We start from the raw sequence: 14,555 nt of genomic DNA, 5'->3' as shown, positions 1-14,555 counted from the left end.
CACTTTTGATGGGTTGGCTGCACGATGTTTTTTCGCAAGAGAACCGAAACGGGACAACGCGCGCCGGCACGGTCTGCCGGCACCGAGGCCCAGCTTCGTGAATTGCGTGTAAAAGCCCGCCGGCGCCTGATCGGCGCCCTGGCTCTGGTGCTGGCCGCCTTCATCGTCGTGCCCTGGCTGTTCGACGACTCCGTGCCCGACGACCTGCCAACGCCGATCGTGGTGCCCGCGCCGGTCGCCAGCCTGCCGCCCGCCGCAGATCTTGCCGCGGTCCAGCCCGATGCCGGGCAGGATGCCGGCGTAAGCCCTCCTCCGGCCGATCCGGCGCCAGCGGCTTCCGCTCCCGCCGAGCCGCCTCAGACCCAGCCGCCTGCCGCCGCGCCCCAGCCCGCCGAGCAGGCCGCACCGGCCCGCCCGGCGCCCGAGCCGCCGCGCGATCAGGCGGCGGCCGAACCTGCCCGGCCCGCCGCCCACGCCGAGGCGGGCAAACCCGCAACCGCCAAGGCGCCGGCCGAGCGCACGGACGATGGCTCGGTCGCCCTGGCCCTGCTGGCGGGCAAAACGCCGCCGGCCGCTGGGTCGGGCGCCCGTTCCGCCGCGGAAGGCCGCTACTACCTCCAGGTTGCCGCTTATACGACCGAGCAAGACGCCCAGGCGCGGCGCGACAGCCTGCATCAGGCCGGGGTCACCGATGCCTACGTCGAGCGCGGCCAATCCAACGGCCGCACCGTCTACCGCTTGCGGGTGGGGCCCTTCGGATCTCACGAGGCGGCCCAGGCGGCCCAGACCCGGCTGCGCGCGCTTGGCTATCAGAACGGCCTGATCTCCGGCAAGTGACCAGCTTCGACTACTTCGTGCTGGCCGTCCTGGCCATTTCAGCCCTGATCGGCCTGCTGCGCGGGTTTCTGCGCGAGGTTTTGTCGTTGGTCGCCTACATTGCCGCCTTCGTCGCCGCCATCTGGTGGGGGCCGCTGGCGTCGGACTGGCTGCTGGGTCTGATCGACAACGGCCTGCTGCGCTCGCTGGCTGCCTACGGTGCGGTTTTCATCCTGACGCTTTTGCTGGTTGGCCTGTTGAACATGGCGCTGAGCGCGCTGATTGACCGGACCGGCCTGACGCCGGCCGATCACGGCCTGGGGGCGGTATTCGGGGCGGTGCGCGGCATCGTGCTGATCCTGGCCCTGGTGGGGCTTGCCGGCTATACCCAACTTCCTCAAGAGCCCTGGTGGCAGGACGCGCGCACGTCGGCGGCCGCCGTCCGGGGCTTCCAGCAAGTCAAATCGCTGCTGCCGACGCCGGTGGCGGAATTGCTTCCCTATTAGCCGGAATTCATTCTTATGTGCGGAATCGTGGGTGTGATGGGGCGCAGCCCCGTCAATCAGTTGATCTATGACAGCTTGCTGCTGTTGCAGCACCGGGGCCAGGACGCGGCCGGCATCGCCACCGCACATGACCAGTTTTTCAGCATGCACAAGGCCCATGGCCTGGTGCGCGACGTGTTTCGCACGCGCAATATGCGGGCGCTGCCCGGCAACAGCGGCGTGGGGCAGGTGCGCTATCCCACGGCGGGCTCCAGCGCCAGCGTGGATGAGGCCCAGCCCTTCTATGTGAATGCGCCGTTCGGCATCACGTTCGTGCACAACGGCAACCTGACCAATTGGCGCGAGCTGCGCGAATCCTTGTTCAAGCACGACCGGCGCCATATCAACACCAATTCCGATTCCGAAGTCCTGCTCAACGTCTTTGCCCACGAACTGCAGCAGGCCTCCAACGGCGTCACCCTGGATGCCCATGCGGTGTTCCAGGCGGTGCGCGCGGTGCACCGGCGCGCCAAGGGCGCCTACGCCGTCATTGCCAACATCAGCAACTTCGGCCTGGTGGCCTTCCGCGATCCGCACGGCATCCGGCCTCTGTGCCTGGGCCGCCACGATTCGGATGCCGGCGTCGAATGGATGCTGGCCTCCGAATCCGTGGCCCTGACGGGAAGCGGCTTCTCCCTGATGCGCGACATTGCGCCAGGCGAGGCCGTCGTCATCACCGAGGACGGCGAGCTCAGCACCGAGGCCTGCGCCGAGGCCGGCCAGGAGCAGACGCCTTGCGTCTTCGAGTACGTCTATTTCGCCCGGCCCGATTCCGTGATGGACGGCATCTCGATCTACGATGCGCGTCTGCACATGGGCGAGTATCTGGCCGACAAGGTCGCCAAGTCGCTGCGCCTGGGCGACGTCGACGTGGTCATGCCGATCCCCGATTCGTCGCGGCCTTCGGCCATGCAGCTCGCCGCGCGGCTGGGACTGAATTACCGCGAGGGCTTCATCAAGAACCGCTACGTCGGCCGCACCTTCATCATGCCCGGCCAGGCCGTGCGCAAGAAATCCGTGCGCCAGAAGCTCAGCGCCATCGATATGGAATTCCGCGGCAAGAACGTCCTGCTGGTCGACGATTCGATCGTGCGCGGCACCACCAGCCGTGAAATCGTCGATATGGCCCGGGCGGCCGGCGCGCGCAAAGTGTTCTTCGCCTCGGCTGCGCCGGCGGTCCGTTTCCCGAACGTCTACGGTATCGATATGCCGACCCAGGCCGAACTGATCGCCACGGGGCGGGACGAAGCGCAGGTCGCGCGCGAGATCGGCGCCGATGGCCTGGTCTACCAGGACCTGGACGACCTGGAGCAATCCCTGCGCGACCTGAATCCGGCCATGCGTGCCTTCGAATCGTCCTGCTTCAACGGCCGGTACGTCACCGGCGACATCGACGAAGCCTACCTGGAGCGCCTGAGCCGCACCCGGGGGCTGCCGCAGCGCTCAGGCGCCATGGCTGCGGCTGCCGACGAATGATGTCCCGGCACGGCGCAGTCTTTGCGGACCGGCCTGTGCCCGGCGCACGCCGGCCGCCTGCGGACGGCGAAGCCGGGCGCCGCTTGGGCCGCTGCGGCTGAGGCGGGTCAGCCCCGTGTGCCGCGCCTCAGCGCGGCCAGCGCCAGCCCGGCGCAAACGATGAAGATCGCCAGGCCCCACAGTGCGTATTCGATGCCCAGCAGGTGAACGCGGGCATCCATGCAGCTCGCGTAAATGCCGAACAACCAGGGCAGGGCGGCGTCCAGACCCGAGGCCGAGATGAAGCGGTCGGCGAAGGTCTGCGCGCAGGAAAACAGATGCGAGGCCACGTCGTACTGGTACCAGGCGGCGATGGCGCCGCACACCGCCAGGAGGGCGGCCGCGCCCGCGCCCACGCGGCGCACGAGCGCCGGGCCCCATCCCATGCCCGCCAATCCGCAGACGGCGGCGATGGCCAGCAGGATCAGCCGTTGCAAGACGCACCAGGCGCAGGGCCTCATGCCGAATACATGTTGAGAAAGCAGGGCGAAGCCCACGGCGGCCAGGCATAACAGGCTGATGAGGCGCAAGAGGCGGTCGGAACGGGACAGGGTCATGGGAACGTTGCGGGGGTCGGGGAAACGGGAAGAGAGGCATCGGCCGCGGCGCCTAAGGTTTCAAGCACATGGCGCTCGAACTGCATCTGGCCGCGCGGGTGCTCCAGGCCGGGGCCATCCAGGACAAAGATGTCCTCTACGCGGTCGCCCAGGGTCATGATTTTCGCCATCTTCAAGCCGACGCCGTGGCGGGCGAACACCTTGGCCAGGTCGTGCAGCAGGCCGACGCGGTCGGCCGCCGTGACCGACAGCCTCCAGTTGCCGCCGAGCTCGTCGGGCTGCAGCGTGACGGTGGGCATGATCGGAAAGGCTCGGGAGCGGCGCGATCCGGCATGCGGAGCCAGTGCGTCCGGGCGCGAAGCGGGGGCTGCGTCCAGCGCCGCCCGCAGTTCGTGCTCGATCAGGGTGGCGTAGGCGCGGTAGTCGCGGTCGTGCTCGGGCAGGAGCACGATGAAGCTGTCCAGCGCCCAGCCCTGGCGCGTGGTGTGGATGCGGGCATCCTGGATGCTCAGGCCGTGGCGATCGAAATAAGTGCAGATGTCCATGAACAGATCCGGCCGGTCGGGCGCGTAGGCCAGGATCTGCAAAGCTTCGCTCTGGCCCAGGACGCGCGCGCGCACGACTGGATCCGGTCCTTGGAAACAATGGTACAGATGGCGCGTGTGCCAAGCGATTTCGTTGGCGTCGTGGCGCAGGAAATAGGCCACGTCCAATTGAGACCAGAAGGCCTCGCGGCTGTCGTCGCGCAGGCCCATCCGGCGGGTTTCGGCTGCGGCGGCGTCCTTGCGCAGCGCCAGGATGGTCCGCGTGTCGGGCTGCTCGCCGCCCAGGGCGGCGTATGTCCGATGGTACAGGTCTTCCAGCAGCTTGCCTTTCCAGGTATTCCAGACCTTGGGGCTGGTGCCGCGGATGTCGGCCACCGTCAGCAGGTACAGCGCGGCAAGCCGGCGTCGGGAGCCGACCCGGGCGGCGAAGTCATGCACCACCCTGGGGTCGCTCAGATCGCGCTTCTGGGCCACCTGGGACAAGGTCAGGTGCTCGCGCACCAGGAAGTCCAGCAGTTCGACGGACTCGCGCGGCAGTTCGTGGTGCCGCGCGAAGCGTCGCACCTCGGCCGCGCCCAATTGCGAATGATCGCCTCCGCGCCCCTTGGCGATGTCATGGAACAACGCCGCCACATACAGCAGCCAATGCTCATCGAGATCGGCGATCAACTGGCTGGCCAGGGGATATTCCTGGGCATGCTCGGGCATGGTGAAGCGCCGCAGGTTGCGGATCACCATCAGGATGTGCTGGTCCACGGTGTAGGCATGGAACAGGTCGTGCTGCATCTGGCCCACGATGCGCCGGAATACGGGCAGGTAGCGCGGCAGGATGTTCCACATCGTCATGTCGCGCAGGGCATGCACGATGCCGCGCGGCTGGCGCAGTATCTCGAGAAACAGATGGCGGTTGGCCGGGTCGTCGCGGAACGCCCGGTCGATGCGGTGGCGCGCATGCCACATGGCGCGCAGTGTGCCGGCGGCCATTCCTTGCAATTCCGGATGTTGTTGCGTGATCAGAAAAACCTTCAGCAGCAGGCCGGGCGTGCGTTCGAAAGCGTCCTGGCGGATCAGGGCCAGCCGTCCGCGACGGATGCAGAAGTCATCGTCCAGAACGAGGGTCTCGTCCTGGGGCCTGGGAAACAGGTGTTCCTCCAGAGCCAGCATCAACAGCCGGTTGACCTGGCAGACCACGCGCGCGGCCCAGTAGTAGCGCTGCATCAGCAGCTCGCCCGCGCGCCGGTGGGGCTGGTCTTCGAAACCGTAGACCAACGCCAGGCGCGGCTGCAGGTCGAACAGCAGGCGATCCTCGCGCCGGCCCGCCAGCAGATGCAATTCGATGCGCAGGCGCTTGAAGGCGAGTTCCGCCCGCCGTAAAGCCCGGAACTCGGCCGAGGTCAGCAGATCCGTGCGCGCGACGGCGGTCCAGGTCGTGCCCAGGCCGGCCGCGCGGGCCAGCCACAGCAGGACCTGCAGGTCGCGCAGGCCGCCGGGGGCTTCCTTGCAGTTCGGCTCGAGCGCATAGGGCGTGTCCTGGTGGCGCGCATGGCGTTGCTGCATTTCGGTGCGCTTGGCCAGATAGAAATCGCAGGGGTTGAGATCCTGTTGCATCCGCTCGCGGAACCGCTGGAACAACGCCCGGCCGCCGGCCAGCCAGCGGGCTTCCAGGAGGGAAGTCTGGACGGTGATGTCGGCGGCGGCTTCCTGACGGCATTGTTCCAGGGTGCGCACGCTCAGGCCCGGCTCCAGGCCGATGTCCCACAGAGCGGCGACCAGCGCCTCGATGCGCTCGCGGTCGGCGGCGTCGGGCGCGCGCTCCAGAAGGATCAGGATGTCGAGGTCGGAGCCGGGGTAGAGCTCGCCGCGGCCGTAGCCGCCGACGGCGGCGGCGCAGGCGCCCGACGGCAGGGGATGGATCTTCAGCAGGCCGCGCAGCGTCTCGTCGGCGGTGCGCCTCAGGGTCGACAGCAGCGTGTCGGGGCGCAGGTGCGCGCGCCAGGCTTGCACCGCCTCGGTCCTCCGTGCCTGCATCCGGGTGCGCAGCTCGGCCAGCGCCTGCTGCGGCCGGTCGGAATCCTTTGCGGCGGGCGGCAGCGATGCTGCCGGACGCGTGGCCATGCGCGTCAGGCGACCGTGCGGGCAGCCTTGGCGAAGGCCGGCGGCGCAGGCATGCCGGGCGAGACCGTCAGAACCTCGTAGCCGTCATTCGTGACCAGAACGCTGTGCTCCCATTGAGCCGAGAGGCTGTGGTCACGCGTGACCACCGTCCATTGATCGGCCAGCGTGCGGATTTCGCGGCGGCCGGCATTGATCATGGGTTCGATGGTGAAGATCATGCCGGGCTCCAGACGCATGCCCGTGCCGGGTTTGCCGTAATGCAGCACCTGGGGATCCTGGTGGAAGCGCCGGCCGACGCCGTGGCCGCAGTATTCGCGCACCACGGAGAAGCCTGCGGCTTCGGCGTGGGTCTGGATGGCGTGGCCGATGTCGCCCAGGGTGGCGCCTGGGCGGACCTGCTCGATGCCCAGCCACATGCACTCGTAGGTGGTGTCGATGAGGCGGCGCGCGAGGATGGACGGCTCGCCCACGCAGTACATGCGGCTGGTGTCACCGAACCAGCCATCCTTGATGATGGTGATGTCCATGTTGAGGATGTCGCCGTTCTTCAGGACTTTGTCGCCGGGGATGCCATGGCAGATGACGTGGTTGACCGAAATGCAGATCGAGGCGGGGAAGGGCGGGTAGCCCGGGGGGGCATAGCCCACGGTGGCCGATTTCACCTTCAGCGTATTGGTGAGGTAGTCCATGCACAGGCGTTCGAGCTCCCCCGTCGTGACCCCGGCGCGCACGTGGGGTTCGAGGTAGTCCAGGATGCTCGCGGCGGCCTGGCAGGCGGCGCGCATCTGGTCGAGTTCATGGGGATCGGTGATGACTGGGCTCATGGGGGTGCTTGCTGTGTATGCTTGAAGAATAGTAGAATTATAGGCTTAGCTGTAAATAGCGTGCCTGGCTACCCAAAGGGTGTCCGTCAAACATCTTAGTCCCGGATACTGGCCAGGTACAAGACCAAACCCTCTCGGAGAATTTTCATGTCGCTCATGCGCGAAATGCTGGAAGCCGGTGTGCATTTTGGCCACCAGACCCGTTACTGGAACCCCAAGATGGCCGAATACATCTTCGGCCAGCGCAACAAGATCCATATCGTCAACCTCGAGCGCACGGTTGAAAAATACCTGGAAGCCAGCCAGTTCGTGCGCCAGATCGCCGCGCGCGGCGGCAACGTGCTGTTCGTCGGCACCAAGCGCTCCGCACGCGAGCTGATCGCCGCCGAAGCCCAGCGCTGCGGCATGCCTTACGTCGACAGCCGCTGGCTGGGCGGCATGATGACCAACTTCAAGACGGTCAAGACCTCGATCAAGCGCCTCAAGGATATGGAAGCCCAGCAGGCCGAAGGCGCCACCGAGCACATGACCAAGAAAGAGGCGCTGATGTTCGCGCGCGAAATGGACAAGCTCAACAAGTCCATCGGCGGCATCAAGGATATGAACACGCTGCCCGACGCGCTGTTCGTGATCGACGTGGGTTACCACAAGATCGCCGTGGCCGAAGCCCGCACGCTGGGCATCCCGGTGGTCGGTGTGGTCGACACCAATCACTCGCCCGAAGGCATCGATCACGTCATCCCGGGCAACGATGACTCCTCCAAGGCCATCGCCCTGTATGCCCGCGGCATGGCCGACGCCGTGCTGGCCGGCCGCGAACAGAGCCTGAACGGCCTGGTCGAAGAACTGGCCGAGGGCGAGGAATTCATCGAAGTCGAGCAGGATCAAGACCAGGAGTAATTCCCTGCCTTCCGCCGTCCGTCCCGCCGCCGCCTGGCGGCGGGCGCGTCGCGCGCCGTGCGTCGGTGCGCGCATTGATTGAACAGGAGAGAACACAATGGCTCAAATCACCGCCGCCATGGTCAAGGAACTGCGCGAAAAGACCGACGCGCCCATGATGGAATGCAAGAAAGCCCTGACCGAAGCCGAGGGCGATCTGGCCCGCGCCGAAGAGTTGCTGCGCATCAAGCTGGGCAGCAAGGCCTCCAAGGCCGCCGAGCGCGTCACGGCCGAAGGCCTGGTCGGCCTGTACATTGCCGACGATGGCAAGACGGGCGCACTGGTCGAAGTCAACTGCGAAACCGACTTCGTCGCCAAGAACGACGACTTCATCGCCTTCGTCAACGACCTGGCCCGCATTGCCGCCGAACGCAATCCCGCCGACCTGGCCGCCCTGAGCGGCTGCGCCATGGGCGAGGGCACGGTCGAGTCCGTGCGCACCCACCTGGTGGGCAAGATCGGTGAAAACATGTCGGTGCGCCGCTTCCAGCGCTTCGATACCGTGGACCGCCTGAACAGCTACGTGCATGGCGGACGCATCGGCGTGCTGGTCGATTTCGCCGGCGAAGATGAAGTCGGCAAGGATCTGGCCATGCACATCGCCGCGACCAAGCCCCGCGCCCTGAATGCCGACGGCGTGGATCCCGCGCTGATCGCCGCCGAACGCTCCGTGGCCGAACAGAAGGCTGCCGAGTCCGGCAAGCCCGCCGAGATCGTGGCCAAGATGGTCGAGGGCTCGGTGCAGAAGTTCCTGAAGGAAGTCACGCTCATGTCGCAGCCCTTCGTCAAGAACGACAAGCAGAGCGTGGAGCAGATGCTCAAGGAAAAGTCCGCGCGCATCAATCGCTATGCCTTGTTCGTGGTGGGCGAGGGCATCGAGAAGAAGTCCGAGGACTTCGCCGCCGAAGTCGCCGCTGCCGCCAGCGGTTCCTGATTCCGACTGATTTCGGGTACGATGGCATCGCGCCTGGATTCGCCATGCTGCGCCGCAAGCCCTCGCGACCGCTAGGCGGTCGCTGCGGCTTGCGCCCCGCCTGACAACCCCAGACCCGCGCGTACCCCTTGCAGGGGGCCTTCGGCCCCCTGCATCGGTGCCGCCCTACGCTTCGATCATTTCTCCTTCCAGGAACCCTGCATGTCAACTCCTGCCTACAAGCGCGTTCTCCTGAAACTTTCGGGCGAGGCTCTGATGGGCGGCGATGCCTTCGGCATCAACCGCGCGACCATACTCCGCATGACCGAGGAAATCCACGGCGTCGTGTCCCTCGGGGTGCAACTGGCCGTGGTGATCGGCGGGGGCAATATCTTTCGCGGCGTCGCGCCGGGCGCCCAGGGCATGGATCGCGCGACGGCCGACTACATGGGGATGCTGGCGACCGTCATGAACGGCCTGGCGCTGCAGGATGCGCTGAAGAACCATGGCGTCGACGCCCGGGTGCAATCGGCCCTCAACATCGACCAGGTGGTCGAGCGCTATATCCGTCCCAAAGCGTTGCGCTACCTCGAAGAAGGCAAGGTCGTCATCTTTGCGGCCGGTACGGGCAACCCGTTCTTCACGACTGATACGGCCGCCGCATTGCGCGGCGCCGAGATCGGCGCCGAGATGGTCCTCAAGGCCACCAAGGTCGACGGCATCTACAGCGCCGATCCCAACAAGGACCCCAGCGCCACGCGTTACTCGCGCATCAGTTTCGACGAGGCCATCGTGCGCCGCCTCGAAGTCATGGACGCCACGGCGTTCGCACTGTGCCGCGACCAGAAGCTGCCGATCAAGGTCTTTTCAATCAACAAGCCGGGAGCCCTTCGACGCGTCGTCTGCGGCGAGGACGAAGGCACCCTGGTTCAGGTATAGGAATCCTCATGAGTCTTTCCGACATTCGCCGCTCGACCGAAGAGCGCATGGGCAAATCCATCGATTCCCTGAAGGCCGGCCTGGCCAAGATCCGCACGGGCCGGGCCCATGCCGGAATCCTGGATCACGTGCAAGTCGAATATTACGGCTCTCCTGTGCCGGTGAGCCAGGTGGCCAACGTGACCGTGATCGATGCCCGCACCCTCAGCGTGCAGGTCTGGGAAAAAACGATGGCCGGCCCCGTCGAGAAAGCCATCCGCGAATCCGACCTCGGCTTGAATCCCATTGCCATGGGCGACAACATCCGCGTGCCGATGCCGGCCCTGACCGAAGAGCGCCGCCGCGATCTGACCAAGGTCGTGCGCGGCGAAGGGGAAGACGCCAAGGTCGCGATTCGCAATCTGCGCCGGGAAGCCAACGAAACCTTGAAAAAACTCGTCAAGGAAAAAGAAATCTCGGAAGACGAGGATCGCCGCGGGCAGGACGAAGTCCAGAAGCTCACCGACCGCTACGTGGCGGAGATCGACAAGCTCGTCGCCCAGAAGGAAGCCGAGATCATGACGGTCTAGAGCCCGTCGGCATGCATCCACGGCGTATGACCGAGACCTGCTCCTCCACGCTTGCCATTCCAGATACCGGGGACGTGCCCCGGCATGTCGCCATCATCATGGATGGCAATGGCCGCTGGGCGACGCGAAGGATGCTGCCGCGTACGGCGGGGCATGTGCGCGGCGTCCAGGCCGTGCGCCGCATCGTCGAGGCCTGCGGCCTGCGCGGCGTGCGCTACCTGACCTTGTTCGCCTTCAGCTCCGAGAACTGGCGCCGCCCGGCCCAGGAAGTCTCTCTGCTGATGCGCCTGTTCGTGCGCACGCTGGAAAAAGAAGTCGACCATCTGGAAGCCCAGGGCGTGCGGCTGCGGGTGGTCGGGGATCTGTCCGCTTTTGACCCGCATCTGCGCGGCCTGATCGAAGCGGCCGAGCGCCGGACCGCCTCGCAGACGGCCCTGACGTTGACCATTGCCGCCAATTACGGCGGGCGATGGGATATTCTGCAGGCCGTCCGGGCCTTGCTGGCGGATCGGCCAGAGCTTGCCGCGCACCCGCAGGCTCTGGACGAGACCGTGCTGACCCCCTGGCTGGCCATGGCCTACGCGCCTGAGCCCGACCTGTTCATTCGCACCGGCGGAGAGCAGCGCATCTCCAATTTCCTGATCTGGCAACTGGCCTATACTGAACTGTACTTCACCGACTGCTGGTGGCCGGATTTCGACGCCGCGCAGCTCGATCAGGCCTTTGCGTGGTATCGGGGCCGGGAACGGCGTTTCGGCCGTACCAGCGCTCAGTTGCGCGACGCCGACTGAAAGGAAGCCCATGCTGCGCCAGCGCATCCTCACTGCCATCGTCCTGTTAGCGATCGTGGCGGCCGCCGTGACGGCCCCCTCGCCATGGCCCATGCTGACGCTGCTGGGCCTGATGACCGGCTGCGCTCTCTGGGAATGGCTGCGGCTGGTCATCGACGGCGCCGCTGTCCGCTGGGGAGGCGCGGTGCTGGCCGTGTTCACGCTGGTGCTGTTTTCGCGCCTGTTGGTCGACGGCCAGCCGGCGCTGGAAACCGCGTTCGGCTTCTATGTGCTGCCGCTGGCGGTGCTGTTCTGGCTCACCCTCGCGCCCGCGACGGTGGTGCGGGCCCGGATCCCGCATGCTTGCCGGCCCGGCGTACTGGTTCTGGCCGGCGTGCTGGTGCTGGCCGCAGCCTGGTATGCGCTGGCCTGGGTATTCCTGCGCCACGGAGCGGCGGCGCTGATCAGTCTGTGGGCCCTGATCTGGGCCGCCGATATCGCCGCTTATTTCACGGGCCGCAGTCTGGGGCGCCATAAGCTCGCCCCGCGCGTCAGCCCAGGCAAGACGCTTGAGGGAGCGGCCGGCGGCATCCTGGCGGCCACGATCTGGCTGATCGCCACGGCCCTGTGGTGGCCGGGCAGTTTCGGGGCGTTGCTGCAGGCGCGGATCGGCTGGGCGGGCCTGGTCCTGTCCGGCGTGGCGCTGGCGGCCTGGTCCATCCTCGGCGATCTTTTCGAGTCGTTGCTCAAGCGTCGCGCGGGGGTCAAGGATTCCAGCCAACTGCTGCCGGGCCATGGCGGCGTATACGACCGCATCGATGCGGTGCTGCCCGTGGCGCCGGCAGCCGCTCTGCTGCTGTTGGCGGGCCTCTAGAGGCCCGCCAGGCGCGTTTCCGTTTCCTTAGCATCCACAGGTCCAGGCATCATGTCCGTTCAGCATCGTCTCTGCATTCTTGGCTCAACCGGCTCCGTCGGCGTGAGCACGCTGGATGTCGTGGCGCGCCATCCGGACCGGTTCTCCGTGCATGCCTTGAGCGCCTACAGCCGCATCGAAGCGCTGGCGGAACAGGCGGCGCGGCATGCGGCGCGGGTCGTGATCGTGCCCGACGACGATGCCCATGCCCGCTTCAAGGCCGCCTGGCCGGCCGGCCGGCCCCTGCCCGAGATCCGCCAGGGGGCCCAGGCGCTGGCCGACACGGCGGCCGACCCCGAAGTCACGGCTGTCATGGCGGCCATCGTGGGCGCCGCCGGCCTGCCCGGTGCGTTGGCGGCGGCGCGGGCAGGCAAACGAGTGCTGCTGGCCAATAAAGAAGCGCTGGTGGCGGCGGGCAGCCTCTTCATGCAGGCCGTGCGGGAATCCGGCGCCGAGCTGCTGCCCATCGACAGCGAACACAACGCCATTTTCCAGTGCCTGCCGCAATCGGCGGATCGCGCGCGCGCGCCCACCAATCCGGCCGAAGGGGTGCGCCGGCTGCTGCTGACGGCCTCGGGAGGGCCGTTTCGCCGCACCGCGCTGGATCAACTCGAATCCGTCACGCCGGATCAAGCCTGCGCCCACCCCAACTGGCGCATGGGCCGGAAGATTTCCGTCGATTCGGCCACCATGCTCAACAAAGGGCTGGAAGTCATCGAAGCCCACTGGCTGTTTTCCATGCCGATGGAGCGCATCCAGGTCGTCGTCCATCCCCAGAGCGTGGTGCATTCCATGGTGGAATACCTGGACGGCTCCATCCTGGCCCAGTTGGGCCAGCCCGACATGCGCACCCCCATCGCCTACGGTCTAGGCTATCCGGACCGCATCGACGGCGGCGTCGGCCTGCTGGAGCTTGCCCGGCTGGGGCGGCTGGATTTCGAAACGCCGGATCTGGTGCGCTTCCCCTGCCTGCGGCTGTCCTTCGACGCGCTGGGCCAGGGGCAGGGCGCCTGTATCGCATTGAATGCGGCCAACGAAGTCGCGGTGGAGGGTTTCCTGCGGGGGCGCATCCGGTATACCCAGATCCCGTCCGTCATCGAACACTGCCTGGACGACTCGGTGGCCCGAGGCGCGCAGACGCCGTCCTCCCTGGCGGAAATCCTGGATCTGGACGCGCGCACGCGCCGTGTCGCCGCCGGTTTCTGCGACGCCCGTTGATTCCGTCTTTTCCCGGCCTTTCCTCATGCTGCTGACGCTGTTCGCCTTCCTCCTCGCCCTGGGCCTGCTCGTGACCTTTCACGAACTGGGCCACTACTGGGTGGCCCGGCGTGCGGGCGTACCCATCGTCCGCTTCTCGGTTGGTTTCGGGCCGATTCTGCTGCGCCGCCACGACCGGCACGGCACGGAATGGGCCTTGTCAGCCATTCCCCTGGGCGGCTACGTCAAGATGCTCGACGAAGCCCCGCCCGGCGCGGACGAAGCAACGCGTCGGGCGGTATTCAACGCCCAGCCGCTGGCCCGTCGCGCCGCGGTGGTGGCGGCCGGCCCCGCCGCCAATCTGATCCTGGCCGCCCTGATCTACGCCTTCCTGGGCTTGTGGGGCATGCAAGAGCCGGCCGCCGTGCTTGCGGCGCCACCGGCCGGCACGCCGGCCGCGGCGGCGGGCGTGCGCGACGGGGATACGCTGACGGCCGTAGGAGGGGAGCCGGTCGCTTCCTGGACTCAGGCCCGGTGGCAATTGGCCGAACCGTTGTCCCTGGGCGGCACGGTCTCCCTGGCGTTGACGTCCCCCGATGGGGCGCTGCGCGAAGAAACATTGAGGCTCGATCCGCAATCCGTCACGCCGGATGGCCCCGATCCGGTGCGGGCCTCGGGGCTGGTTCTGCGGGCGCCGTATCCGGTGGCGGGCGAGCTTGTTCCGGGCGGGGCCGCCGAACAATCCGGCCTGCGCGCGGGCGACAGGATCCTGGCGGCCGGCGACCTGGAACATCCTTCCGTCGAAGACTTCGTGCGGATCATTCAGGCGCACCCCGGCCAGCCGCTGCGCTTGCTTGTAGAGCGCCAGGACGTCCAAGTCTCGCTCTCGGTGACGCCCCGGCCGGAAGCCGGCGAGGACGGTCGCCCGGTCGGCCGCATCGGCGCGCTGATCCAGGCCGAGCGGCCCGAGGTACTGGTCCGCCTGGGGCCGCTGGACAGTGTGTGGCACGGCGTCCGGCGCACGGCCGACATGAGCCTGTTCACATTGCGCATGATGGGGCGCATGGTGCTGGGCGACGTATCCTGGAAAAACGTCACCGGGCCGGTCACCATCGCCGAGTACGCCGGCCGGACCGCGCGGCTCGGACTGGAATCCTATCTGGGCTTTCTGGCGCTCATCAGCATCAGCATCGGCGTGCTCAACCTGCTGCCCATTCCCATGCTGGACGGCGGCCATCTGCTGTTCTACCTGATCGAGGCGCTCCGAGGCGGGCGGCCGCTGTCCGGGCATGCCCGGGACCTTGGCCAGAGACTGGGTCTGGGCCTCGTGCTGGGCCTCATGGTTCTGGCGCTATTCAATGATTTTTCGCGGCTTTTCAGCGGATGAGGTTGTGACTT

14 protein-coding genes are annotated in these 14,555 nt (G+C 67.0%); 11 read left to right on the top strand and 3 right to left on the bottom strand.

Annotated elements, in window-relative coordinates:
• The first annotated feature begins 24 nt into the window (after positions 1-24).
• Genes ABRZ00_RS12330 through purF form a run of 3 tightly spaced genes read left to right on the top strand, consistent with a single transcriptional unit; the run spans position 25 to position 2,837 of the window.
• Positions 25-837, top strand: coding sequence for an SPOR domain-containing protein (locus ABRZ00_RS12330; RefSeq protein ID WP_368641836.1), 813 nt, complete (start codon positions 25-27; stop codon positions 835-837).
• Positions 834-1,322, top strand: coding sequence for a CvpA family protein (locus tag ABRZ00_RS12325; protein ID WP_343835190.1), 489 nt, complete (start codon positions 834-836; stop codon positions 1,320-1,322). Before ABRZ00_RS12330 ends, ABRZ00_RS12325 begins: the two co-directional genes overlap by 4 nt.
• Before the next feature lie 15 nt (positions 1,323-1,337).
• Positions 1,338-2,837: an amidophosphoribosyltransferase gene (purF, locus tag ABRZ00_RS12320; protein WP_368641837.1), complete on the top strand. Its 1,500-nt coding sequence runs from the start codon at positions 1,338-1,340 to the stop codon at positions 2,835-2,837.
• Positions 2,838-2,944: 107 nt separating this feature from the next.
• Here purF and ABRZ00_RS12315 read toward each other — a convergent pair whose 3' ends face one another.
• From ABRZ00_RS12315 to map, 3 genes are read right to left on the bottom strand one after another with little or no spacing between them, the layout of a single operon-like run.
• A complete protein-coding gene (locus ABRZ00_RS12315; RefSeq protein WP_368641838.1) occupies positions 2,945-3,433 on the bottom strand; it encodes a disulfide bond formation protein B in 489 nt (162 codons plus the stop codon).
• Positions 3,430-6,093: a [protein-PII] uridylyltransferase gene (locus tag ABRZ00_RS12310; protein ID WP_368641839.1), complete on the bottom strand. Its 2,664-nt coding sequence runs from the start codon at positions 6,091-6,093 to the stop codon at positions 3,430-3,432. The genes ABRZ00_RS12315 and ABRZ00_RS12310 overlap by 4 nt, the downstream gene beginning before the upstream one ends.
• 5 nt (positions 6,094-6,098) lie before the next feature.
• Positions 6,099-6,917: a type I methionyl aminopeptidase gene (map, locus tag ABRZ00_RS12305; protein WP_368641840.1), complete on the bottom strand. Its 819-nt coding sequence runs from the start codon at positions 6,915-6,917 to the stop codon at positions 6,099-6,101.
• Between the two features lie 147 nt (positions 6,918-7,064).
• Here map and rpsB point away from each other — a divergent pair, with 147 nt between their 5' ends.
• From rpsB to rseP, 8 genes are all read left to right on the top strand, one after another.
• Positions 7,065-7,817, top strand: coding sequence for a 30S ribosomal protein S2 (rpsB, locus tag ABRZ00_RS12300; protein WP_343835184.1), 753 nt, complete (start codon positions 7,065-7,067; stop codon positions 7,815-7,817).
• Between the two features lie 97 nt (positions 7,818-7,914).
• Positions 7,915-8,790, top strand: coding sequence for a translation elongation factor Ts (gene tsf, locus ABRZ00_RS12295; RefSeq protein ID WP_368641841.1), 876 nt, complete (start codon positions 7,915-7,917; stop codon positions 8,788-8,790).
• Between the two features lie 201 nt (positions 8,791-8,991).
• Positions 8,992-9,708 (top strand): UMP kinase, encoded by a 717-nt coding sequence (gene pyrH / locus ABRZ00_RS12290; protein ID WP_343835181.1) that lies wholly within the window; start codon positions 8,992-8,994, stop codon positions 9,706-9,708.
• An 8-nt stretch (positions 9,709-9,716) separates the two neighbouring features.
• Entirely contained in the window at positions 9,717-10,277 is a 561-nt protein-coding gene (gene frr, locus ABRZ00_RS12285; RefSeq protein WP_343835180.1) for a ribosome recycling factor, read from the top strand.
• An 11-nt stretch (positions 10,278-10,288) separates the two neighbouring features.
• A complete protein-coding gene (uppS, locus tag ABRZ00_RS12280; RefSeq protein WP_368641842.1) occupies positions 10,289-11,068 on the top strand; it encodes a polyprenyl diphosphate synthase in 780 nt (259 codons plus the stop codon).
• 10 nt (positions 11,069-11,078) lie between these two features.
• Positions 11,079-11,921 carry a phosphatidate cytidylyltransferase gene (locus ABRZ00_RS12275; RefSeq protein WP_368641843.1) on the top strand — a complete coding sequence of 281 codons (843 nt, stop codon included), beginning with the start codon at positions 11,079-11,081 and terminating at the stop codon, positions 11,919-11,921.
• Positions 11,922-11,972: 51 nt separating this feature from the next.
• Positions 11,973-13,178, top strand: coding sequence for a 1-deoxy-D-xylulose-5-phosphate reductoisomerase (locus ABRZ00_RS12270; RefSeq protein ID WP_368644306.1), 1,206 nt, complete (start codon positions 11,973-11,975; stop codon positions 13,176-13,178).
• Between the two features lie 25 nt (positions 13,179-13,203).
• Positions 13,204-14,544, top strand: a complete 1,341-nt coding sequence (gene rseP / locus ABRZ00_RS12265; RefSeq protein WP_368641845.1) for an RIP metalloprotease RseP — start codon at positions 13,204-13,206, stop codon at positions 14,542-14,544.
• The last annotated feature ends 11 nt before the right edge of the window (positions 14,545-14,555 follow it).

The organism is Castellaniella ginsengisoli (assembly GCF_040955415.1).
In the GTDB taxonomy this organism is placed as follows: Bacteria; Pseudomonadota; Gammaproteobacteria; order Burkholderiales; family Burkholderiaceae_B; genus Castellaniella; species Castellaniella ginsengisoli.
Note: the sequence above shows the minus strand (reverse complement) of the source record. Positions and strands in the feature narration are given on the sequence as shown.